Origin of the sequence: Sphingomonas sp. GC_Shp_5 (genome assembly GCF_026540855.1) — a bacterium.
In the GTDB taxonomy this organism is placed as follows: domain Bacteria; phylum Pseudomonadota; class Alphaproteobacteria; order Sphingomonadales; family Sphingomonadaceae; genus Sphingomonas.
In genome coordinates, this window is record NZ_JALNUP010000002.1 from 139615 (window position 1) to 161539 (window position 21925).

13 protein-coding genes are annotated in these 21925 nt (G+C 67.6%); 3 read left to right on the top strand and 10 right to left on the bottom strand.

What is annotated here, in order from left to right; genetic code table 11:
- Nucleotides 1–17 precede the first annotated feature (17 nt).
- Nucleotides 18–2465 carry a glycoside hydrolase family 3 protein gene (locus OXR60_RS02745; RefSeq protein WP_267393796.1) on the bottom strand — a complete coding sequence of 816 codons (2448 nt, stop codon included), beginning with the start codon at nt 2463–2465 and terminating at the stop codon, nt 18–20.
- A gap of 163 nt (nt 2466–2628) precedes the next feature.
- On the opposite strand from OXR60_RS02745, the gene OXR60_RS02750 reads away from it, so the two are divergent.
- The gene (locus OXR60_RS02750; RefSeq protein WP_267393797.1) at nt 2629–3717 is read left to right on the top strand and encodes a LacI family DNA-binding transcriptional regulator; all 1089 of its coding nucleotides are present in this window, start codon (nt 2629–2631) and stop codon (nt 3715–3717) included.
- Between the two features lie 132 nt (nt 3718–3849).
- Here the strand turns inward: OXR60_RS02750 and OXR60_RS02755 are convergent, their stop codons facing one another.
- From OXR60_RS02755 to OXR60_RS02775, 5 genes are read right to left on the bottom strand one after another with little or no spacing between them, the layout of a single operon-like run.
- The gene (locus OXR60_RS02755) at nt 3850–4689 is read right to left on the bottom strand and encodes an aldose 1-epimerase (RefSeq protein WP_267393799.1); all 840 of its coding nucleotides are present in this window, start codon (nt 4687–4689) and stop codon (nt 3850–3852) included.
- Nucleotides 4689–6116: a sugar porter family MFS transporter gene (locus OXR60_RS02760; RefSeq protein WP_267393800.1), complete on the bottom strand. Its 1428-nt coding sequence runs from the start codon at nt 6114–6116 to the stop codon at nt 4689–4691. The genes OXR60_RS02755 and OXR60_RS02760 overlap by 1 nt, the downstream gene beginning before the upstream one ends.
- Nucleotides 6117–6153: 37 nt before the next feature.
- On the bottom strand, nt 6154–7032 hold the full coding sequence (locus tag OXR60_RS02765; RefSeq protein WP_267393801.1) for an SMP-30/gluconolactonase/LRE family protein: 879 nt from the start codon (nt 7030–7032) through the stop codon (nt 6154–6156).
- 3 nt (nt 7033–7035) lie between these two features.
- On the bottom strand, nt 7036–7821 hold the full coding sequence (locus OXR60_RS02770; protein WP_267393804.1) for an SDR family oxidoreductase: 786 nt from the start codon (nt 7819–7821) through the stop codon (nt 7036–7038).
- A gap of 53 nt (nt 7822–7874) precedes the next feature.
- The gene (locus OXR60_RS02775) at nt 7875–9026 is read right to left on the bottom strand and encodes a fumarylacetoacetate hydrolase family protein (RefSeq protein ID WP_267393805.1); all 1152 of its coding nucleotides are present in this window, start codon (nt 9024–9026) and stop codon (nt 7875–7877) included.
- A gap of 124 nt (nt 9027–9150) precedes the next feature.
- Between OXR60_RS02775 and OXR60_RS02780 the strand changes: the two genes are divergently transcribed.
- Both OXR60_RS02780 and OXR60_RS02785 read left to right on the top strand, forming a co-directional pair.
- Nucleotides 9151–10803 (top strand): DUF5597 domain-containing protein, encoded by a 1653-nt coding sequence (locus OXR60_RS02780; RefSeq protein ID WP_267393807.1) that lies wholly within the window; start codon nt 9151–9153, stop codon nt 10801–10803.
- 347 nt (nt 10804–11150) lie between these two features.
- Complete coding sequence (locus OXR60_RS02785) at nt 11151–13991, top strand: TonB-dependent receptor (protein WP_267393809.1); 2841 nt, start codon at nt 11151–11153, stop codon at nt 13989–13991.
- Nucleotides 13992–14240: 249 nt separating this feature from the next.
- On the opposite strand, the gene OXR60_RS02790 is transcribed toward OXR60_RS02785, so the two are convergent.
- From OXR60_RS02790 to OXR60_RS02805, 4 genes are all read right to left on the bottom strand, one after another.
- Nucleotides 14241–15872, bottom strand: a complete 1632-nt coding sequence (locus OXR60_RS02790) for an alpha-L-fucosidase (protein WP_267394078.1) — start codon at nt 15870–15872, stop codon at nt 14241–14243.
- A 2-nt stretch (nt 15873–15874) separates the two neighbouring features.
- Nucleotides 15875–16687, bottom strand: a complete 813-nt coding sequence (locus OXR60_RS02795) for an SGNH/GDSL hydrolase family protein (protein ID WP_267393810.1) — start codon at nt 16685–16687, stop codon at nt 15875–15877.
- A 107-nt stretch (nt 16688–16794) separates the two neighbouring features.
- Nucleotides 16795–19188, bottom strand: a complete 2394-nt coding sequence (locus OXR60_RS02800) for a hypothetical protein (protein ID WP_267393811.1) — start codon at nt 19186–19188, stop codon at nt 16795–16797.
- A 281-nt stretch (nt 19189–19469) separates the two neighbouring features.
- A complete protein-coding gene (locus OXR60_RS02805; RefSeq protein WP_267393813.1) occupies nt 19470–21818 on the bottom strand; it encodes a glycoside hydrolase family 31 protein in 2349 nt (782 codons plus the stop codon).
- Nucleotides 21819–21925 lie beyond the last annotated feature (107 nt).

A 21925-nucleotide genomic window follows, 5' to 3' on the forward strand; every position in this document is an offset into this window, starting at 1 on the left:
CGACACCCCGCATCCACTCAGTTCGGGCAGACCGCGCCGGCAGGATCGGTGGCGAGGCGGAGGTCGGCGACCGCGACGGTGAACGGGCCGGTCGCGGCGAGCGAGAAGGGCGAGCTGACCTTGGTCATGTCGGCGCCATGCTCACGGAAGCATTTGAGCGGCACCCGCACCGTCTTCCACTCTCCGCCGGCGGCGAACAGTGACGCGGCGTTGACCGTTCCACCGCCGAGCGCGAGGCTGACCGCGCCGGCCGGTGCCCGCTCGACCCGATAGGTCATCTGCAGCATCAGATCGGCGTTGGTTTCGCGGGTGAGATCCAGCGTCGGGCCGCCGATGCGCACGGTGGCCTGGCGCCCGGCCGGCCAGCTGAGCTGGATCGCGCCTTCCTGCGTCTGCGGGCCGTCCACCGCCTTGCGGGTCACGGCGCTGTCGGTGGCGAAGGAGAAGGGCTTGGGGACGCTGCCGCGGCTGAAGAACAGGCTGGTGTTGGCCAGGCTGGCGTCGACGCCCGAGACCTCGCTGAGCGCCGGCAGGGTGACGCGCTGGGCATAGCTGCCCCCGGTGCCGAGCGCGAACAGCGGGTCATAGCCAGGGGTGCCCTGGTTGAGAGTGAACTGGCCGGCGGATTTGGGCCAGCTGAACGACAGGCGGCCCGTGAAATCCTTGCGCGGGCGACCCGCCGCATCGCCGATCAGCACGTCGGCGACGCCGCCGCCCTCGCTGCCCGGAAACCAGGCGGCGACGAACGCATCGGAGGCGTTGAGCTCGGGGTTCACCCACATCGGCCGGCCGGACAGGAACACCGACACGACAGGCACACCCTGGGCCTTGAGCTTCTTGAGCAGCGCCAGCGCCTGCTTGTCGCCGGGCTGGAATTCGAGCGTGCGCAGGTCGCCGCGCATCTCGGCATAGGGCATCTCGCCAAAAACGACGATCGCGGCGTCGGGCTTCTTGGTGAAGCGGCCATCGGCGCTCAGCGTCGCGCTGCCGCCGCCGGCCTTCATCGTCTCGGCGATGCCGGCGTAGATCGACTGGGCGTTGGGGAAATCGGCATTGGTGTTGCCGTCACCCTGCCAGCTCAGCGTCCAGCCGCCGGCCTGACGGCCGATGTCGTCCGCGGCATCGCCGGCGACCATGATGTTGGCATTCGCCTTGATCGGCAGCACGCCATTGTTCTTGAGCAGCACCAGCGTCTTGGCGACCGCCTCGCGGGCGAGCGCGCGATGCGCCGAGCTGCCGACCAGATCGGGCTGGCCCTCAAAGGGGCGCGCGGGATCGAACAGGCCGAGCTTGGCTTTCACGCGCAGGATGCGGCGCACCGCGTCGTCGATCCGGCTCATCGGGATCGTGCCGTTCTTCGCTGCCGCCAGCGTGGTGTCGAACATGCCCTTCCAGCTGTCCGGCGCCATCGCCATGTCGAGCCCGGCGTTGAACGTGGCGGGGCAATCGTCATTGGTGCAGCCGGGGATCTGGCCGTGGCCGTTCCAGTCACCGACGATGAAGCCATCGAAGCCCATCCGGCCCTTGAGCACGTCGGTGAGCAGCGACTTGTTGCCGTGCATCTTCTGGCCGTTCCAGCTCGAGAAGGAGGCCATCACGGTCAGCGTGCCGGCATCGATCGCGGGCGGGTAGCCGGCCGAGTGGATGCGGATCAGCGTGTCTTCGGAAACCTGCGCGTCGCCCTGGTCGACTCCGCTCTTGGTGCCGCCATCACCCAGGAAATGCTTGGCGCTGGCGGCGACATGGCCGTTCTGGATGGTGCCGGTGCCGGGCTTGCCCTGTAGCCCCTCGATCATCGCACCGGCATAGGACCGGACTACCGCCGGGTCCTCGGAATAGCCCTCGTACGCGCGGCCCCAGCGATCGTCCTGCGGCACCGCAAGGGTGGGGCCGAACGCCCAGTCGACCCCGGTGGCGGCGGTTTCCTCGGCGGTGGCGGCACCGATACGGCGGATCAGGTCGGGATCATGCGCGGCGCCGAGCGCGCTGTTGTGCGGAAACAGCGTCGCGCCGACGATATTGTTGTTGCCGTGGACCGCATCGATGCCGAACATCAGCGGGATGGCGACATGACCGGCGCGCTTCTCCATCGCCACCGCGGCAAAGGCGCGGGAAGTGGCGAGCCACGGCCCGACCGGCGAACGCTCGGGCGCGCCGATCGGCGGGGCGCTGCCGCCGGCGAGCACGCTGCCGAGTGGATAGCGGCGCAGATCCTCGGGCTTGATCGAGGCGATATCGGCCTGGATCATCTGGCCGACCTTCTCCTCGAGCGTCATGCCCGCCATCAGCTTGGTGACGAAGGCCTCGGTCTTGGCGTCGATCAGGCCCGGGCTCTTCGCCTGCGGCCACAGCGCCGGATGGGCGACGCTGCTCGCGGGCGCAGGGGTGGTGGTGGTCTGCTGGGCGGCAAGCGGGGCGGCGACGCTCAGCGCGGTGGCGAGCATCATCAAGGTCTTGGTGCGCATCGGGGCCTCTCCTGGATCGTTTCGATTTGCCGCGTTCATAGCAAATTCGCCTGCGAGCGCTACCATCCTCACGTCGCCGATTTGGGGCAGTGGTGCGCTCCTATTTTGCTGCGGTGCAGGAATGAGGCTTCTCGCCGGCCGCACCGCTGCTACAGTCCGTTCTATGGCCACCCACCTCCGCAAGCCCCGCGCCGCCAAGCGCCAGAGCGGTGCGCCGACGATCTCCGACGTCGCGCTGCTCGCCGGCGTATCGCCGATGACGGTGTCGCGCGTGATCAACGCCGATGCCAATGTTCGCGACACCACCCGTGAGGCGGTCAACGCCGCGATCGCGCAGCTGAGCTATGCGCCCAATCCGGCGGCGCGCAGCCTTGCCGGCGCGGCGCAGCTCCGCATCGCCTTGCTCTATTCGAACCCGAGCGCGAGCTACCTCAGCGAATTCCTGGTCGGCAGCCTCGATTCCGCCGGACGCAGCGACATCCAGCTGATCGTCGAGAAATGCGAGATCGGCGATCACGAGATCGAGGTCGCCGAGCGGCTGGTGCGCAGCGGCATCGACGGCGTGGTGCTGCCGCCGCCGCTGTGCGATTCGCGCGGGGTGCTCGACGTGCTGCTCGGTGCCGAGATCCCGACCGTGGTGGTCGCTACCGGCCGCGCGCCGGAACAGGCGGCCTCGGTGAGCATCGACGATTTCGCCGCGGCCAAGGCGATGACCGAGCATCTGCTCAGCCTTGGCCATGCGCGGGTCGGCTTCATCGTCGGCAACCCCAACCAGACCGCGAGCGCCGAGCGGCTCGCCGGCTATCGCGCGGCGCTTGCCGAGCGCGGCATTGCCGCCGACGATGCGCTGGTCGCGGCCGGGCTGTTCACTTACCGGTCGGGGCTCGATGCCGCCGAGCAACTGCTCGACGTTGCCGACCCGCCGTCGGCGATTTTCGCCAGCAACGACGACATGGCCGCAGCGACGGTGGCGGTGGCGCATCGCCGCGGGCTCGACGTGCCGGGCGATCTTACCGTCTGCGGGTTCGACGACAGCGCGCTCGCGACCACCATCTGGCCCGAGCTCACCACCATCCACCAGCCGATCGCCGACATGTCGCGCGCCGCGGTGGAACTGCTTGTCGGCATCGTTCGCGCCGCGCGCAGCGGCAAGGCCGACGAGACCCGGCACATGCTGCTCGATTACACGCTGATCCGCCGGCAGTCCGATGCAGCGCCGCGGCGACGGCCACCGGTGCGGAGCCGGGGCTGAGGCCGAAGTAGCGGCGTGAACTCGCTCAGGCCATCCGTCACACCAGCGTAGGTAGCGGTCTTGTGCGCGGGGCGAGGCAGGAGCCGCATGAGACCCCAGCTTTCGCTGGGGTGACGGGTTGGAGGTGGCTGTTCAGCCCGCCGCCGTCACCGACATCGCGATCGTCCTGCTCTCGCCGGGTGCGAGCAGCACCGGCGCGGCGCGGTTGAGGCCGTCGGGCATCGCGGTCACCGGCTCGACGCAGAAGAAGTCCTCGCCCGGTGGCATGAACAAATGGAGGAAGGGCGTGCCCCCGCCGGCGAGGCGCAGGTCGCCATCGGCGCGGCCAATGATCGCCTCGCCCGACCAGCCGGTATAGCTGTTGTCGATCAGCGTCGCGCGATCGGGCGTATCGCCCCCGGCCCAGTCGCCGAGGCGATCCGCGGCGACCTGCTCGGTCGGCAGCAGCCCGGCATCGACCAGCCACAGCCCGTCGGCGGCGAAGCGGACGGTGGTGACCGGCCCGCGCATGAAATAAGGGTGGAAGCCGAGCGACACCGGCATCGCTCGCGCGTCGTGGTTGGTGACCGACAGGGTGACGCGCAGGCCGTCGTCATCGAGCATGAAGGATTGTGTTGCGGCATAGGCCCAGGGCCAATGCACATCGCCGGCATGGTCGTGGCGCAGCGTCGCGTGGCGATCGTTGGCCTCGTCGATCGTCCAGGGCACCAGCCAGCCGACCCCGTGGAGCGGGTGATCCTGACCCTCGACGTTGCGCGGCAGCGCGTAATGCTCGCCATCGACCGCGAAGCGGCCGTCGGCGATGCGGTTGGCATAAGGGACCAGCGGGAAGCAGGCGGTGAGCAGCGGATGGTCGGCGCCGGGCGCGGTGGGGCGGAAGATATCCGCCCCGCCGCGCCGCAACGCTGCCACCGCGCCGCCGAGCGCCGGCAGGAGATCGACGTCCCAGCCGGCGTAGGTGAGGCTGATCATCAGCCCACCATGTCCTCAAGCTCGCGCCCGCGGGTCTCGGTGACCATGGCGCGCACGAAGAAGAAGGAGACCAGCGCCGCGATCGCATAGCCCATGTAGGTGATGGCGAGGCCGGGCGAGACCACCAGCGAGGGGAAGCTCACCGAGATCACCGCATTGGCGATCCACTGCGCGAACCCCGACACCGCGAGCGCCGAGCCGCGGATCTGGTTGGGGAACATCTCGCCGAGCATCACCCACATCACCGGGCCCCAGCTGACGTTGAAGAAGATGACGTAGAGATTGGCCGCGACCAGCGCGATCAGCCCGATATGGCCGGGCAGGGTGACGCCGCCGCCTGCCGAGGGGATGGCGTTGGAAAAGGCCCAGGCAACCACGCCGAGCGTCACCGTCATGCCTGCCGAGCCGACCAGCAGCAGCGGCTTGCGGCCGATCTTGTCGATCAGCGCGATGGTGAGCAGGCAGGCGCCGATCGAGAGCACGCCCGAGAGGATGTTGATCTGAAGGGCGTTGTCCTCGGTGAAGCCGACCGCTTCCCACAGCGTCGCGCCGTAGTAGAAGACGACGTTGATGCCGACGAGCTGCTGGAACACGGCAAGGCCGATGCCGGCCCATAGGATCGGGCGGATCTTGCCGGTGCGCTTGTCGACGAGGTCAGACAGCTTGGGCTTGTGGTGGTCGACCGCGAGCGAGGCGCGGATCTCGGCGACCTTGCGGCGCGCCTCGCCGGCGCCGAGCAGGCGGGTGAGCACGCCCTCGGCCTCGGCATCGCGGCCGCGCACCACCAGATAGCGCGGGCTTTCCGGGATGAAGAACAAGGCGACGAGGTAAAGCGCGGCGGGGATCACCTGCAGCCAGAACATCCAGCGCCAGGCCTGATAGCCGCCCCAGAACTCGGCGGTGGAGCCGCCCGCGACCCGGGCCAAGGCGAAATTGGCGACGAACGCACCGGTCAGGCCGGAGATGATCATCACCTGCTGGATGCTGGTCAGCCGCCCGCGGATGTTGGCGGGCACCACCTCGGAAATGTACACCGGCGAGGTGACGCTGGCGGCGCCGACGCCGAAGCCGCCGATGATCCGGGCGATGATGAACACGATCGACGAACCGGCGGCGCCGGCGCCCAGCGCGCTGATGATGAACAGCGCCGCGGCGAGCATCATGGTGTTGCGGCGACCGATCATGTCGGCGAGCCGGCCGGCGCCGAACGCGCCGATCGACGAGCCGACGAGGATCGCGCCGACGTTGACGCCGATGCCGAAGCGGCCGAGGTCGAACGCCGCCTCGATCCCCTTCTGGGTGCCATTGATCACGCCCGAATCATAGCCGAACATGAAGCCGCCGACGGTGGCGACCGCGACGATCATGGCGATCAGCGCGCCGTTGACGCGGCCCGCGTCGGGAGCGGGTATAGTTGTGCCGTTCACTTGGCTTCCTTCCACATGATGCGCTCTCGCGGCGCTTTTACGATTCCGCCCGGACCGGCGCGACGGGGACACCCGGCACGTCGACCCGGAAGGTGAAGATATTGCCGGCGAGCGGCTGAGCGGCGAGTTCCTCGGCCGACAGTCCCTGTCGCGCGGTGCTGGCGAAGGCGGTGAGCCCGTCCTCGCCGCCGAGCGCGATCTTGGTGACATTGGCGACCGGGAAGCGGACCTCGGCGGTCTGGGTGCCGTCCGGCGCGAACCGCCGGGCCGCCCAGCCGCCGTAGAAGCCGACCCAGACGCCACCCTCGGCATCGCAGATCGCGCCATCAGGATGGCCCTTGGCGGGATCGCAGGTGAGGAAGCGGCGGCCCTCGCCGACATGGCCAGCCTCGTCGACCGGATGGGCGTCGATCGCGAGCCCCAGCGTGTCGACCAGGTAGAGCGTGCGGCCATCGGGCGCGACCGCCGGGCCGTTGGTGATCACGATCGGCGCGACCGCGGCCTTGGTCACCGCGCCGCGATGCCAGTGGTAGACGTGACCGGTGGCGTTGGCCTCGTCATTGTCCATGGTGCCGAACCAGATCCGCCCGGCGCTGTCGACCGCGGCGTCGTTGAGCCGGTTGCTGGGGGCATCGCCCTCGACCTCGGCGAGCAGGGTGAAGCTGCCGTCGGCGGGATCGAAGCGGTGGACGCCATTGGCGAGCCCGGCGATCCAGCTGCCGTCATCGGCGGGCAGCACCCAGCCGACATGCGCCGGCGCGTCCCAGCGATCGAGCTGCTGCGTCGCCGGGGTGTAGCGATAGACGCAGGGCGCCTTGATATCGACGAACCACAAGGCCGAATCGCGCGGCGACCAGACCGGGCCTTCGGCGAGCTCGGCGCCGACCGCCACCAGCGGGAGGGCTTCGCTATCCATGGCTCAGCGCCACCCTGCGTCGATGAAATAATCGTGACCGGTGCACATCTTGGCGTCATCCGAAGCAAGAAACAGGACAAGCGCTGCAACGTCGGAGGGCTGGATCCGGCCGTCGAGGCACTGCGCGGCGACGATCTCCGCCTCGCCCTCGGGCGTGTACCACTTCTCCTGGCGCGGCGTCTGCACATTGCCGGGGACGATGGTGTTGACGCGAATGTTGCTGCGGCCGAGATCGCGCGCCAGCGCGCGGGTCAGGCCTTCGATCGCGGCCTTGCAGGTCTGGTAGAGCACCAGATCGGGCAGCGCGAGGTGCCAGCTGATCGAGCCGAAGTTGAGGATCGCGCCGCCGCCCGCGCGCTTGATCGCCGGCGCCGCCGCCTGGGCGGCGAAGAACTGGTGGCGCAGATTGACGTTGAGCCGCTGGTCCCAATAGTCCGGCGTCACCTCGTCGATGGTATGGCGATCGTCGTTGCCGGCATTGTTGACCAGGATGTCGAAGCCGCCGAGTGCCGTCTCAAGATCGGCGAACACGCGCTTGAGGTCGTCGAGATCGGTGAGATCGCAGTGCCGGTAGAGCGGGGCGTGGACGGCGCCGGCCGACAGCCGCTCGACCAAGGCATGGCTCGCCGCATCGGCGATGTCGACGAACGCGACCTGGCAGCCCTGGGCGACGAACGCCTCGACCAGGCCCTCGCCGATCCCCGATCCGCCACCGGTGACGACGACGCGCTTGCCATGCAGGCTGGGGTAGATCGCCCGGCCGCCGGCTACGCTGGTTTGTTGCAACACTGATTCATTCTCCGTCTCGTCGGTGGCGGACGGTAGGCGTCCGCCACCCGATGTCATGCGCCGAGCAGCCCGCGGCTCGCTAGGTTGGTCATCAGCCCACCGATGCCGAGCGTCCACGCCGGCGCATCGCGCGAGGTGGTGACGCGGTTGGTCAGCAGGCCGAGCCGCGGATTGGCGATCGTCACCACGTCGCCGAGCTTGTGGGTGAAGCCGCGGCCGGGCTCGTCGCGATCCTGGGTCGGCGCGAACAGCGTGCCGAGGAACAGCACGAAGCCGTCGGGGTAATGATGCTCGCTCATCGCCTGGGCGACGAGATCCTCGGGATCGCGGCTGATCTCGCTCATCTGGCTGTGGCCGTCGAGCGTGTAGCCATCCTCGCCCTCGATGCGCAGCGTCACTTCGCTGGCGCGGACGTCGTCGAGGCTGAAGCCGTCGTCGAACAGGCGGATGAACGGCCCGATCGAGCAGGAGGCGTTATTGTCCTTGGCCTTGCTCAGCAGCAGCGCCGAGCGGCCCTCGAAATCGCGCAGATTGACGTCGTTGCCGAGCGTCGCGCCGACCACCTTGCCGCCTGCGGTGACGAGCAGCACGACCTCCGGCTCGGGGTTGTTCCAGGTCGAATCCGAGCGGATGCCGATCGGCGCGCCCCAGCCGACCGTCGACAGCGTCGGGCTCTTGGTGAAGATCTCCGCATCCGGGCCGATCGCGACCTCAAGATATTGCGACCACATGCCGTCGTCGATCAGCGCCTGCTTGAGCGCGGCGGCCTCGGGCGACCCGGGCACCACCGAGCGGATGTCGCCGCCCATCCGCTGCTCGAGCCCGGCGCGGACTTCGGCGGCCTTGGTATAGTCGCCGCGCGCGCGCTCCTCGATGACGCGCTCGACGGCCGACACCGCGAAGGTGACGCCGGCGGCCTTGACGCATTGCAGATCGATCGGGCTAAGCAGCCGGGCCGGGGCATCGAACGCGGCGGACAGGCCGAGCGCCTCGAGCTTGCCGAGCGGCACGCCGGCAGCGGCATCGAACGAGCCTTGCGCGACCAGCGCCGACACGGTGGGGGCGACGCGCGCCATGTCATAGACCTGGCCCTGCTTGATCAGGATCGGGGTGGGGCCCTCACCGAGATCGAAGCGGCCGAGCAGCAGCGCGCTGTGCCAGTCGGCGGGCAGGGCCGACTCTAGCGACGCGGCGATATGCGACATGAAAATCCTCTCTGGTCTTGTTACCGCTATCGTACCGGGCCATAACCCCTCGTCAAGTGACCGGGACCTTCAGCGAGGCGTCCCGGGTATCCAGAGCAAGCTGGACACGTCTGAGGGGATGATGATGATTCGATTGGCCACCCTGCTCGCGAGCACGCTGCTCGCCGCCGGCAGCGTTTCGCCCGCATACGCCCAGTCTGCCCCCGCACCGTCAACCGGCGCAGCGACGGCGGTGCCCCATATCGAGACGAGGAACGGCCGTCACGCGTTGATCGTGGACGGGGCCCCGTTCCTGGTGCTCGGCGCGCAGGTCAACAATTCGAGCAACTATGCCTCGGCGCTGCCGCAAGTCTGGCCGACGCTCGACCGGCTCCACGCCAACAGCGTCGAAATTCCGGTCGCCTGGCAGCAGATCGAGCCAAAGGAGGGCCAGTTCGACTTCTCCTTCGTCCAGACGCTGCTCGATGAGGCGCGCAGCCACGACAAGCGGCTGATCCTGCTGTGGTTCGGCACCTGGAAGAATACCGCGCCGGGCTACACCCCCGATTGGGTCAAGCTCGACAACAAGCGCTTCCCGCGGATGAAGGACAAGGCGGGCAAGGACCATTATGTCCACACCCCGCTCGCCCGCACCACGCTGGAGGCCGACAAGAAGGCGTTCGTGGCGTTGATCGGCTATCTCAAGGCGCACGACCCGCAGAACACCGTGATCCTCGTCCAGCCCGAGAATGAAGTGGGCAGCTATCGCTCGCCGCGTGATTACAGCCCAGCCGCCAACACGCTGTTCGCCCAGGCCATTCCCGCCGAGCTGGCGCGCAAGGTGGGCAAGAAGGGGACGTGGGCACAAGCCTTCGGCGCCCAGGCGGATCGCGCCTTCAACACCTGGTACACGGCGCGCTATGTCGGCGAGATCGCCGCGGCGGGCAAGGCGGTGAAGCCGATCCCGATGTACGTCAACGCCGCGCTCGCCGGCCCCTCGAACGTCCCCGATCCGACCGGCGTCGCCAGCGGCGGGCCGCAGCAGGACGTGCTCGACATCTGGAAGGCTGCGGCGCCGGCGCTCGATTTCGCCGCGCCCGACATCTACGACAAGGTCAGCGCCAACGTCGTCCAGTATCTCGACAAGTACAATCGGCCCGACAATGCGCTGATGGTGCCCGAGATCGGCAACGCCCGTGAGTTTGCGCGCTTCTTCTATGGCGCGATGGGGCGCGGCGCGATCGGCTATTCGCCGTTCGGGATGGATGACACCGGCTTCTACAATTACCCGCTCGGCGCCCGCGACCTCAGCGACGACACGATCGGCGGGCTTGCCAAATCCTATGCCGTGTTCGCCGGCATGGATCGTGCCTGGGCAAAGATCGCCTTCGAGCATCCCACCTGGGGTGCGTTCAAGCCCGACGACGGCGCACCGCAATCGACCGTGATGGGTGATTGGACGATCACCGCCAACTGGGGCGAATGGCAGTTCGGCCAGAAGGACTGGACCTGGCTCAAGTCCGATCCGGCGCCTTGGGCGAGCCAGCCGGTCGGCGGCGTCACCGTCGCGCAGCTATCGGCCAACGAATTCCTGTTCACCGGCGATCACGTTCGCGTCGCGTTCGGCACTCGGGACGGCGGCCCCGCCAACGGCATGGTGCTGCGCGTCGAGGAAGGCCATTTCACCGATGGGCGCTGGGTGATGGACCGCATCTGGAACGGCGACCAGACCGACTATGGGATCAACCTGATCGATCGGCCGGTGCTGCTCAAGGTGACGATGGGAGCGTATCGCTAGCGCTGGCGCATGGATCCGGGACGCGGCCGGCCAAACAATGCCGTGAACGCTGCGCCCTTGTAGTGCGGTTGTGCGGAACGCCGCCCCCGGCAGCGTTGCAGAGATGCAACACTGGTCAACTGTCGTGTTTCAGGATGCCTTGTCGGACAAATAGTCTCTTCACAGTAGCGCCTATTTTGGTAGGGAAGCCGCAAGGCTTGTTAGCGCTATCTACGCAACGGCCGAGTAAGGCCTGACGCGCCGCAAGCGCTTCTGAGCGAAAGTTTAAGGCAGATTGGCTGCCGAAAGAAAGGTGCTGGCCCGGGCGTCCAAACGTCTGGCGATCGGCGCGCTGGAGAGGAACTGAGATGACCGCACGTTTGCCGCAGGGCACCGTCTTGACCCGTATGATGGCCGGATCGTCGGCGATGGTGTTGGCGCTAACCGCGATGCCTGCGTTTGCGCAGACGACCGATGCTCCGCAGACCAGCGGCACAACTGCACCAAGCGGCGACCAAGGTCAGCCTAGCACGGTTCCCACCGCCTCCGATCCCGTCGCCGATGGTGCCGCAAGCAATGCCGCGCCGGCCACCGGCGCCGACATCGTCGTCACCGGCGTACGCGCCAGCTTGCTGTCTGCGCAGGCGCGCAAGCGCGACGCCGACCAGATCGTCGACTCGATCGTTGCCGAAGACATCGGCAAGCTGCCCGACCGCAACGTCGCCGAGGCGCTGCAGCGCATCTCAGGCATCCAGGTTACCCGCAATTACGGCGAAGGCAGCGCGGTTGCGATCCGCGGCCTGACCCAGGTTCGTACCGAACTCAACGGCCGCGACATCTTCACGGCCAGCAATTCCGGCGCGTCGCTGAGCCTTGAGGACGTGCCCTCCGAGCTGCTCGGCGGCATCGACGTCTACAAGAATCCGTCGGCCGATCTGATCGAGGATCAGTTGAGCGGCACAATCAATTTCCGTACCCGCAAGCCGTTCGACTTCGACGGCTTCAAGATCTCGGGCTCGGTGTCGAACACCTATTACGACCTGATCGGCGAGAGCAAGCCATCGGCATCGCTGCTTGTCAGCGACCGCTGGAACACCGGTATCGGCGAGATCGGCGTGCTGGTCAGCGCATCCTATCAGCGGACCGCGTTCCGCCAGGACACCATCTCCACCGAGCCGTTCAACACGCTCGACCAGTCGATCAACGCGACCACCGGTCTGCCCAACACGCCTGCCGATTACGCCGCGGCAGTGGCACTGGGCCGGCTGGGTCAAACGACGACCGTGTCCAAGGGTACCGGTATCGGCGAAGTGTTCGGCAACCGTCGCCGCTTCGGCCTCGACGCCTCGGTGCAGTGGCGGCCGACCGACACGCTCGAGATCACGGGCGAGGTGTTCCGCAACGACTACAAGTTCCGCTACGACGATTTCAGCTATTTCGCCGAGCCCAATGGAGCCCAGGCAGCGCCGGTTCCCGGTGCGGCAGCGGTGTTCGCGCCCAACGGTGATCTCCAGTCTGGGACGTTCCAGAACATCGCAGTGGCGGCCAACACCAGCCTCGAAACCCGCCATTCAACGACCACTGATTACTCGCTCAATGCCAAATGGAAGCCGACTCCCAACCTGACCATCACGGCCGATGGCCAGTATGTCGATTCGAAAACGCGTGACGTGCGCTCGATCGTCGGGCTGAACGGTGTGGGTGACGGCACGCTGGTGCAGGATATCACGGGCGATATTCCGTCGTTCCAGATCACCACGCCGGAGGGGCTGACCAATCCGGCGTCGTACAAGCAGTCGTTCTACCTCGACGATCTCAATCACTCGGAAGGCAAGGACAAGACCTTCCGGCTTGATGCCGAATATAAGTTCGACGACAGCATCCTTTCGTCGATCAAGATCGGCGGCCGTTACGCGGATCGTAGCAACAGCTACAGCGACACCGGTTATCGCTACACCGGCTTCTCCACGGTTCCGAGCCAGCTTGAGGTGGGCAGCTTCAGCGACTTCTTCCGCGGCGATGCCGATCTGTTCGGCGACGCGCTGTTCTTCTCGCGTGACATCACCGCGAACTACGATGCGACGCGCGCTGCGCTGGGCGTGACGACCGAGCCGGCCTATCTGCCGAGCAGCACCAACACGCAGTCGCAGAAGACCTACACCGGTTATGCGGCGGCGTTCTTCAAGATGCCCGACTGGGTGGTGCCGGTGGACGGCAACATCGGCGTGCGCGTGATCCGCACCGATCAGTCGGTCAGCGGCTATTACCAGCAGACCGACCTGGTCCCGGGCGCCGGCGGTGCGCAGGTTACCGGCCCGACCACGTCCAGTCTGACGACCGTATCCAATGGCTATACGTCGGTTCTGCCGAGCCTCAATCTGCGCGTGCATCTCACCGATAAGTTGCAGCTGCGCTATGCCGCATCCGAGAACATCTCGCGGCCGACGTTCGATCAGCTCAATCCCAGCCTCAACATCACCGAGCCGGGCACTGCGCAGATCTTCCAGCAGCATCTCGCCACCGGCGGCAATGCCAATCTGAAGCCGATGAAGTCGAAGAACCTGGACGTCTCGGGTGAGTGGTATTTCTCGCGCACCGGGTCGTTCACCGTCGCCGGCTTCTACAAGAGCATCTCGGATTACATCCAGACCGGCATCGCCAATCGCAACATTACCTTCACCGACGGGGTCACCGCGCTCTATCAGGTCACGACTCCCAGCAACGTCAGCAACGCCAAGGTGAAGGGCGCCGAAGTCGCCTATCAGCAGTTCTTCGACTTCCTGCCGGGGCCGCTCGGTGGCTTGGGTCTGCAGGCGAACTTCACTTATGTCGACTCCTCGGCGCCAAGCCCGGCGACCGAAGGTCCGGTCACTCAGGTGCCGCTGGAAGGGTTGTCCAAGTACAATTACAACGTAATCGGCATCTACGAGCGCGGTCTGCTGTCGGCGCGCGTCGCCTATAATTGGCGTAGCCAGTATCTGGTGACGACCTCGGGCAATGGATCGGGTAACCTGCCTGTGTTCCAGAAGCCGTCGGGCCAGCTGGATGCCTCCGTTACCGTCAACGTGACGCCGCACTTCTCGCTAACGCTGAACGGCGTCAACCTAACCAACACGGTGCGTTCGACTTATTACGGCATCGAGACCCGTCCGCGGGATTCGATCATGAGCGATCGCCAGGTCACCGGTGTGGCGCGTATCACCTTCTGATCCGGCGGCGGCGCTTCCAGCGCCGCTCGCCCCCAAGTTCCTCCCCTGATCGCCTCGGATGATCGGCTTCGGCCGGTGATCCGGGGCGACTTTTTGTTTATTGCGGCGCAAGCTGGTCTTGTGAGGCCAGAGCGGGGCAGGAGCCGTGAAAGGTCCCAGCTTGCGCTGGGATGACGGCGTGATCGTAGACGATGGAGAAAAATGAGGGGGCGAGACTTACCGGCGTGGCCGCGCTCGTGCCCCACCCGCTCAGACGAGCCCGCGGCCCTCGATCTTGAGCACCGGCACGAAGCCGGACGCCGTCGTGCCCGGCATCGCGACATGCAGCGCCGCGCCGTCGCGGCGGTGCGGTAGCGTGCCGCCGCCGAGCAGCGTCACCCGCTCGATCCCTGCGTCCTTGAGGCGATCATGGCCCAGCGTCTTGATCGCGACATCGCCGTGCGGCGGGCTGAGGAAGAAGGCGTAGAGCGCGCCCTTGTTGGTGGTGAAGCGCACGTCCTGCGCGGTGAAGGCACCGGCCGTCTGCTCGTTCTGCATGCCGACCTGGAGCTTGGTCGGCCCCTCGCCATAGGCGCGCCATGGCCGCGAGCCGAACACGGCCTCGTCGTTGATTGCCATCCAGGCGGTCATGCCGTCGAGGATCTTTTCCTCCTCGCTGTCGATCGCGCCGTCGCCGGGCTGCGGCACCGAGAGCAGCAGATTGCCGTTCTTGCTGATCACGTCGGCAAGCCGCTGGATCACCTGCTCGGCGGTCTTGTAGCTTTTGTCGTTGAGCCGGGCGACGTTGTAGAACCAGTCGCCAAGGCAGGTGTCGGTCTGCCACGGCTCGTCCCACAGATGATCGGTGAAGCCGCGCTCGACATCCTGGACGATGCCGAAGCGCTGGTTGGGCTTCAGCTGCTTGCCGGTGAGTACGACATCGATCTTGCCGTGCCACTGGATCGAGCGGTTGTAGTAATCCGCCGCGGCCTGCAGACCGACCGGGCCGAACGGCAGGCCGTAATCGTCGAAATAGCAGATGTCGGGCTTGTACTTCTCCATCAGGTCGATCTGGCGGAGCAGCCATTTGGTGACATAGCCGGGGTCGTTGGGCGGCGGTGTCTCCACCCATTGGCCGTCGTTGGCGTCATGCCATTTGTTCATGCCGGCGATGCTGTCGATGCCGTTCGGCATCACCGCATGGCCGCCGGTGTAGAGTTGCTGCGGGTCCAGCCCCTCCCACCATTGGCCCTTGCCGTCGGCCTTGCGCAGCCGGAACGCGTCGTAGCGCTGGCCCTTGTGTTCGCCGACCGGGTCATAGCCATAAGCCGGCTGGTACCAATGCCAGCTGTGCGCGGCATGATTGGACACGCCAAACTTGAGCCCCGCGCGCCGCGCGGCCTGTTCCCAGGTGCCGACGATGTCCTTCTTGGGGCCGACGCGCAGCGAGTTCCAGGCGTGGTAGCGGCTGTCGTAGCAATCGAGATTGTCGTGGTGGCAGGCGAGCGACATGAAATATTTGGCGCCGGCCTTCTGGTAGCGCGCGATCAGCGCGTCCGGGTCCCAGCGCGCCGCGGTCCAGCGGTTCTGGACCTCCATCATCCCCGACACGGTCGGATGTCCGTAGGTCTTGAGGTGATGCTCGTACATCGGGTGGCCCTGCATGTACATGAAGCGGCCGTACCAGTCGCCCTGCTCGGGCACCGACTGCGGCCCCCAATGCGACCACAGGCCGAGCTTGGCATCGCGGAACCACTCGGGGTAGCGATAGTGATCGACCAGCGATTCCCAGGTCGGCTGCACGGGCCCGGCAGCGAAGCCCATCGGGCTTTGCGCCAGCGCGCGGCTGGCGACGCCGGTCGCGGCGATGCCGGCGAGCAGCGAGCGGCGGTTGACGTCCATGGTCACTTGGCTCCCAGGGTTTGACGGATCGCGGCAAGCGCCAGCGGCTTCATGATCGCATAGCCGGCGGCGGTCGGGTGGACCCCGTCGCTCGACAGGCCGGGCTTCATGCCGCCCTCAGGCGTCGCCAGCGCGGCATGATAGTCGACGAAGGTAAAGTGGTTCTGCGTGGCATAGTGGCGCAGCCAGCCGTTGAGCGCGACGATCTGCGGGCTCGGCTGCTTGCCGGGGCTCCACGGGAAGGCGGCGGCCGGCGGCGTGGAGGCGATGATGACCTTGATGCCATGGGCACGGGCGAGCTCGGCCATGGTCGCGATGTTGCCCTCGACGATCTCCATCGTCGAGGCACCGGTGTTGCCGGCGACATCGTTGGTCGCGGCCATGATGTGGAGCGCCTTGGGCTTAAGCGCGAGCACGTCCTCGCGGAAGCGGACCAGCATCTGCGGCGTGGTCTGGCCGCTGATGCCGCGATCAACCAGCCCGCCGACGAACATGGTCTTGTCGAGGTTGATCCAATTGTCGGTGATCGAGTCGCCCATGAACACCACCCGCACCGGTTCGCCCGATGCCCTGAGCTGCTGGTTCAGCGCGTGGTAGCGGCAGATCTGGCCAAAATCGCGGGTCAGCATGTGGAGGTTCCACGCCTGCCAGCCGGGGCCATCGGTGGGCGACGGATGGGCGGGGCAGGGATCGGCGACGATGCCGACCGGGTCGCTCACATGCGGGTCGCCCGGCACGTTGGTCTGGGCGGCGGCCCCCGTAGCGGCGGTCATCGCGCCGAGCAGCAGCGTCGTGGCCAGGGCAATGCGGTTCATCGGGCAATCTCTCCTGCTGGGCGGCGTACCTGTGGAGCCCCGACACAAGAGCCGCCCGGTAACGCTAACAACCCGTGTCTATCGCGCCCGCCGGCTTGCGCAAGCGCTCAGCGCGACGAGGCGACGGTGACGATCGCCCCCGGCGCGTCACGCAACGATATCGAGAGGCCGCTGCCGCCAGGTCGCGGCACCGCCAACGAGGAGCCGGTGAAGCCCTGGGGCACCTCCACCCGCGCCGCGGGGCTCGCCGCGTTGCTCACCGCGGCGGCGAGGAACAGCCGGGTGCCGCTAAGCGTGCAGGGCTTGTCGCCGCCGGGGCAGGCGAGGCCGTCGATCACCGGCAGCCGCACCAGCGTCGCTAGCGGCTGCCAGTCGCCGCTCGTGCCGTTCTGGATCACCCGCCAGCGCAGTGGGCCATAGGCCGCCGGGCCCAGCGCGGTGCCCGGAGAGATGGTGGCAACGACCACATGCGGGTCCTGCAGCGCCACGCCGTCTGCGATGGTGAGCAGCTTGCCGGCGCTACCATCCTCCGTCGCGACCTCCACCTGGGTCGCGGCGGAGAAGCTGGTCGGATCGGCCGCGCGCAGCGAGAAGGACAGGCGCGCATCGGCCGCCACGTAGCTGTCGCCGACCAGGCGCAGGCGGATCGGCCCGCTGCGCGGCGGCACTTCCGCGCTATGCCCGATCAGCGTCGCTACGGGGCGCGGCGCATCGATCGTTACCTTGACCGCCGCGGTGCGGCCATCGGCGAAGCTCAGCTTGCCGGTGACCGCCTGGCCGGGTTGCCAGTTGCCCGCGGCGGTGGCCGTCAGCATCAGGTGATCGCCGTCGCCGCCATGGGTGAGCGCGCCGGGGCGAAAGGCGGTGCCGTCCACCATCAGCCCCGTGACCTGGTCGAGACGCGCGCCAGTCAGCTCGCCGCCGGCGTCGCCGGCGTGGAGCGCAAAGCCGTCGACCCGGCTGGCCTCGGCATAGCTGCGCAACGTTACGTTGGTCGGCTGCGCGGCGCCGGCCTGGCTGATCTGCAGCGTCACCTCACCGGGGCGGGCCTTGGCGAGCGGCAGCGTCACGGTCAGCCGGCCGTTCTGGCGCTGGAACGCCACCGGCTGCGGGGTGCCGCTGCTGCCGAGGCGCATCGTGACGCCGTCGACGCAAGACGGCGCGGCGCCCTCAAGCGCGACGGCATTGTCGCGGCCGATCACCAGCGTCGCTGGATCGTCACCGGCAGTCCGCCACGTCGCGTCCGAGGCGCTCTCGAGGCGAAACTTGGGGCCGTCGAACGGTTGGAAGCCCCAGGCACCGTGGAGCGTGCCGTCCGCCACCCCGGCGAGACGGAGCTTGTCGATTGCCCCCGGTGCGGCGACATAGCCACCCTGTTCGGGATCGGCAGTGAGCGCGATCTCGGCATCAGGGCCGTCCTTGGTGGCGACGCGCAGCGCCATCGTCCGCGCAAAGCCGGTCGAATAGATCAGCGGCGCGCCCTCCACCGGCAGGGTGAAGCCGGGGCGGCTGACGCACACCGCGGCATTGCCGTCGGTCGGCTTGAGCGGTGGCAGGTGCGGCGGCTCGACTGGCGGCAGCGCGGTGACGAGCACCGACTGCGGCTTGCGGAACGATGGCGCCGCGTTGAGCAGCAGCGCCAGCGCGTCGCCGCGGTACAATGCCAGCGCCGGGATATATTGGAGCTGCGCGCTCTGGAAGGCGCCGAGCAGCCGCGCGACATCGCGAACCACGCCGATATAGGGGCTGTAATAGCCATAGCCGCCCTGCGGCGTGGCGCTGAGCTGCAGCGCAATGTCGGTCGGCGTGCCCGCCAGCGTCTCGGCGATCGACGAGCTGTGGCTGTCGGCGAGCACCAGCGCATCATGGTTCTGGGTGAGGCACGCGGCCTGAAGGTCGGTCGGCTTGAGCAGGCAGCTCTGGTCGATCTTGATCCGGAGGCTGCGCGCGAGCAGCGGCGACACCCGCTCGAGCTGCGTCGGGTCACTCGCCTCGCGACGATGGATGCCGTCGAGGAAGGCATCCAGCCGGGAGCGATCGAGCGCCGCCTGGGTGAGATCCTGCGAGGCGCGCACGAAGGTGCCGGGCTTGCCGCGTACCGCGCCGATCACCGCATCCACCCCGCCGCCGGTGTCCGGCACGAGGAACACGATCGCCTGCTGGGCGCCGTCGGGCACGGTGAGGCTCAGCGTGTTGCGCTTCTTCTTCCAGGTCTCGGCCTTGAAGAACCAGTTCTTGGGCGGCGGATTGGTGGCGCCGCGCATGAACGCGGTGACCAGCACGTAATGAGCGGCCTGGTCGGGCGGCAGCGCCGCGGCGATCTGCAGCTTGTCGCCGCTCGCGAGGTTGGGCACCGCCGAGATCGGCAGCGTCGCGCTGCCGCGGGTGACGCTGATCTTGAGGCTGGGGCCGGTGAGATCGAACGGCGCCGGATCGGCGGCGGCGGCAGCGGGTAGCAGCACGGCGCCAAGGGCGCAGGCGCGAAGCAATCGGTTGGTCATCGGCAGGCGCAACTCTCCAGCGTCGGCGCCTGTTGCACATGGCAGGCGGCCGCCGTCAATTGCGGGAGGCCGTCATGCCGGTGTCATACGGGTGCAAGCTTCCCTCTTCCGCACGCTGGGGTGACGAACTCCCCCCCGTCATCCCAGCGAAAGCTGGGACCTCCCTGAGGCGCGCTGCCCGCCCGCCAACCGCGAGGCCCCAGCTTTCGCTGGGGTGACGGGACGGGGGCAGGTGAACCAGAGGTGCCGCGAAGCGACCGATCACCCCGCGGCCGGCGCCCCTACTTCGCGCCCGTCACCCGCACCAGCCCGCCGGCGTCCTGGCCGGTCGGCAGCTTGCCGGAGGCGGTGAGGCGACCGGCGCGGTCGTCCCAGTGCAGCACCGCCTTGGTGCCGTTTTTGGCGGTCTTGTAGCCATTGGTGACGCCGTCGTCGTCATACAGCGTGAAGCTCGCATCGGCGCCGGGATAGACGCGGATGCTCTCGAGCGCCTGCCGGGTCGCGGTGCTCGGCACCTGCACGCCCATCGGGATGATCGATCCGGCGCGGACAAACAGCGGGATCTTGTCGATCGGCGCGGCGGCGGTGACGGTCTGGCCGCCGGTGTAGCGCTGGTTGGTCCAGTAATCGTACCAGTCGGCGCCGGCGGGGAGGTAGACCGGGCGGCTGGTCTGGCCCTGCTCGGTGACCGGCGCGACCAGGAAGGCCGGGCCGAACATGTACTCGTCGCCGAGCGTCGCCGCCTTGGGATCGTTCGGGAAGTCCATGAACAATGCGCGCATGAACGGTGCGCCGCTCTCATAGGTATGCCGCCCGAGCGAGTAGATATAGGGCATCAGCGAGTAGCGGAGCTTGAGGAAGTTCGCGAGCACGGGCTCCGCTGCGGTGCCATATTGCCACAGCGCGGTGCCGGGGCGCTGGCCGTGGATGCGCAGCGTCGGCGTGAACACGCTGTAGCCGAACCAGCGGGTGAACAACTCGGGATAATCCGCATAGTCCGGCGCCATCGCGGTCGCGCCGGCGGGATCGAGCAGCAGCGGCTTGGTGGCCTTGGGGCCATGCGGCCACTGCCAGCCGCCGATATCGCTGCCCCAATAGGCCATGCCGGTGGCGGTGAAGCCGAGCCCGGTCGGGATCTGGCGGCGATAGGCTTCCCAGGTCGACTGGATGTCCGACGACCAGAACAAGGCGCCGTTGCGCTGCACGCCGAGATAGGCGGCGCGCGACAGGATCAGGTTGCGCATCGTCGGCCGGTCCTTGGCCGATCCTTCCGCGACGCTGTCAGTGTGGAGCAACGGGAAGACGTTGTGGAAGCGGTCACCCGAGCCGATCGAATAGAAGCTGCCGTCGGGCACCAGATCCGGCTCGGTCTCGTCGAGCCAGAACCAGTCGAAGCCTTCGCTGGCGATGTTGTCGCGGATATGATCCCAGAACCAGTGGCGGGCATCGGGATTGGTGCTGTCGATCAGCGCGCCGGCCCGATCGGAGCGGATCGGCAGGCCGTCGACGACATTGCCGTCCTTGTCCTTGAGCAGCCAGCCCTTGCTCGCCAGCGTGTCGAAGTAGCGCGATTCCTTCTCGAACCGCGGCCAAACGCTGATGATCGAGTGCATGCCCATGCCGTGGAGCTTGTCGTTCATGCCCTTGGGATCGGGGAAGTAGGTGCGATCGATGTCGAGCTGGCCCATCCGGCTCCAGTAGAACCAGTCGAGCACCATCACGTCGAGCGGCAGGCCGCGGCTGCGATAGCCGTCGGCGATGTCGAGCAGCTCCTTCTGCGTCTCGTAGCGCGCCTTGCTCTGGATGAGGCCGAACGCCGCCTTGGGGGGCAGCGGGGTGGTGCCGGTTAACCGCGCATAGCCGGCATAGAGATCGTCGGTGGTCTTGCCGGTGATGACGAAGAACGACACGCGCTCGCCGACATTGGACTGCCAATGGGTCGAATTGTGCAGGCCCGGCGAAACCGTGGTCGCCGAGGCATTGTCCCAGACGATGCCATAGCCCTTGTTGGTGACCATGAACGGCACGCACACGGTTTCACCGGCGGGCGCATCGTAATTGTGGCGGCAATCGATGGTGCGGCCCTTGAGGTCGAGCACGCCCTCCTGGTTCTGGCCGAGCCCGAAATAATGCTCGTCCGGCTGCACCGCGAAGCTGGCGCCGACGCGGAAGGTGTTCTCGCCGTTGACGACGTGCGGTGCCATTTCCCACCCGGTCATCTCGGCAATCGGCTTGCCCGCCGCATCGGCGACGCTCAGCGACACCGGCGGCAGCGACGGCGCGAAGTAACGCTCCATCTGCGTCGGCGCCTTGGGCCAGGGCTGGGCGTTGACGGTGAGGGTCAGGCCCGAGGAGGCGAACACGTCGCCTGTGGCATCGGTGCGATGGGTCCAGCCGGTCGCGTCCGGCTTGGCGTTGGGGCCTTCGCCGGGGGGCGCATCGACCTGCTTGCGATCGACCGCAATGGTGACGCGGACGATGTTGGGCGCATAGGGCTCGACCGAGACGAGGCTGCCGTTGCGGTTGAGCGTGGCGAGCGGATCGGCCTGTGCGGCGCCCGCAAAGGCGACCAGCGAGACGCCGGCGGCCAGCGTGTGCAGCAGCGGGGCAAAGCGGGATCGAACGGTCATGCAGGCTCCTCTTGGTCGGCGCGCGACGGGGCGGAGGCGCAAGGCGCTGTGCATCGTTTCTCTCCCCTGAGGCGGCTCTGTTCTTACGATACCGCTACCATAGCGGC

Coding starts and splice junctions, on each gene's coding strand:
- OXR60_RS02745 (WP_267393796.1), bottom strand. CDS start 2,465: ATGCGCACCAAGACCTTGATGATGCTCGCCACCGCGCTGAGCGTCGCC.
- OXR60_RS02750 (WP_267393797.1), top strand. CDS start 2,629: ATGGCCACCCACCTCCGCAAGCCCCGCGCCGCCAAGCGCCAGAGCGGT.
- OXR60_RS02755 (WP_267393799.1), bottom strand. CDS start 4,689: ATGATCAGCCTCACCTACGCCGGCTGGGACGTCGATCTCCTGCCGGCG.
- OXR60_RS02765 (WP_267393801.1), bottom strand. CDS start 7,032: ATGGATAGCGAAGCCCTCCCGCTGGTGGCGGTCGGCGCCGAGCTCGCC.
- OXR60_RS02775 (WP_267393805.1), bottom strand. CDS start 9,026: ATGTCGCATATCGCCGCGTCGCTAGAGTCGGCCCTGCCCGCCGACTGG.
- OXR60_RS02780 (WP_267393807.1), top strand. CDS start 9,151: ATGATTCGATTGGCCACCCTGCTCGCGAGCACGCTGCTCGCCGCCGGC.
- OXR60_RS02785 (WP_267393809.1), top strand. CDS start 11,151: ATGACCGCACGTTTGCCGCAGGGCACCGTCTTGACCCGTATGATGGCC.
- OXR60_RS02790 (WP_267394078.1), bottom strand. CDS start 15,872: ATGGACGTCAACCGCCGCTCGCTGCTCGCCGGCATCGCCGCGACCGGC.
- OXR60_RS02795 (WP_267393810.1), bottom strand. CDS start 16,687: ATGAACCGCATTGCCCTGGCCACGACGCTGCTGCTCGGCGCGATGACC.
- OXR60_RS02800 (WP_267393811.1), bottom strand. CDS start 19,188: ATGACCAACCGATTGCTTCGCGCCTGCGCCCTTGGCGCCGTGCTGCTA.
- OXR60_RS02805 (WP_267393813.1), bottom strand. CDS start 21,818: ATGACCGTTCGATCCCGCTTTGCCCCGCTGCTGCACACGCTGGCCGCC.